This is a genomic window from Mangrovactinospora gilvigrisea (assembly GCF_001879105.1).
In the GTDB taxonomy this organism is placed as follows: Bacteria; Actinomycetota; Actinomycetes; order Streptomycetales; family Streptomycetaceae; genus Mangrovactinospora; species Mangrovactinospora gilvigrisea.
Genome location: NZ_MLCF01000149.1, coordinates 1 through 1,217, shown reverse-complemented (window position 1 = coordinate 1,217; position 1,217 = coordinate 1). Strand labels below are relative to the sequence as shown.

Sequence of the window (1,217 nt, the reverse complement as noted above, 5' to 3'; positions counted from 1 at the left end):
CCGAGCCTGCGGTGGCGAACCGCAGCAGTGCGGCGGGGTCTTGGGTGCCCATCAGAAGTATCCTTCGCGCTTGCGGTCTTCCATCGCCGCCTCCGAGAGGCGGTCATCCGCGCGGGTGGCGCCGCGTTCGGTCAGCGTCGAGGCGGCGATCTCGGCGACCACCTGCTCCAGGGTCTCCGCGGTGGACTCCACGGCGCCGGTGCAGGACATGTCGCCCACGGTGCGGTAGCGCACCTGGCGCTCGACCACGGTCTCGCCGTCGCGGGGCCCGCCCCATGCGCCGGGTGCCAGCCACATCCCGTCCCGGTGGAAGACGGGGCGCCGGTGGGCGTAGTAGATGGCGGGCAGCTCGATCCGTTCGCGGGCGATGTACTGCCAGATGTCCAGTTCGGTGAAGTTCGACAGGGGGAAGACCCGGACGTGTTCGCCGGCGGCGTGCCGGCCGTTGTACAGCTGCCACAGTTCGGGGCGCTGGCGGCGGGGGTCCCAGGCGCCGAACTCGTCGCGCAGGGAGAAGATGCGTTCCTTGGCGCGGGCTTTCTCCTCGTCGCGGCGGCCGCCGCCGAAGACGGCGTCGTGTTTGCCGTGCTCGATGGCTTCCAGCAGGGGCAGGGTCTGCAGGGGGTTGCGGGTGCCGTCGGGGCGTTCGCGCAGTCGGCCGTCGTCGAGGTAGTCCTGCACGGAGGCGACCTGCAGCCGCAAGGAGTGCCGGGCCACGACGGCGTCGCGGTAGGCGAGTACCTCGGGGAAGTTGTGGCCGGTGTCCACGTGCAGCAGGCCGAAGGGCACCGGGGCCGGGGCGAAGGCCTTGAGGGCCAGGTGGAGCATGACGATGGAGTCCTTGCCGCCGGAGAAGAGCAGCACGGGGCGTTCGAACTGTCCGGCGGTCTCGCGGATGATGTGGACGCCCTCCGACTCCAGCACATCCAGATGGTCCAGGGAGGCGACCTCCCGTCCGCCGCTCATGCCAACTCCCTCTCCGCCAGCAGCGTGTAGACCTCGTCCGCGCTCTCCCGCACGTCCTTGTCCGTGGTGTCCAGCCGCGCCTCCGGGCGGGCCGGCGCCTCGTAGGGGGCGTCCACGCCCGTCAACCCGGTGAGCTCGCCCGCCCGCTGGCGCGCGTACAGCCCCTTGACGTCCCGCGCGGCGCACGCGTCGCCGGGGGTGGCGACGTGCACCTCCAGGTAGGGCAGGTCCGCGTCGGCGTGCCGGGCGCG

2 protein-coding genes are annotated in these 1,217 nt (G+C 72.1%); both read right to left on the bottom strand.

What is annotated here, in order from left to right:
* Window positions 1–51 precede the first annotated feature (51 nt).
* Entirely contained in the window at window positions 52–966 is a 915-nt protein-coding gene (cysD, locus tag BIV57_RS21690) for a sulfate adenylyltransferase subunit CysD (protein WP_071658562.1), read from the bottom strand.
* Window positions 963–1,217, bottom strand: a 255-nt coding sequence (locus tag BIV57_RS21685; protein WP_139275755.1) for an adenylyl-sulfate kinase, incomplete at its 5' end; no start/stop codon positions are given. The genes BIV57_RS21685 and cysD, both read right to left, overlap by 4 nt.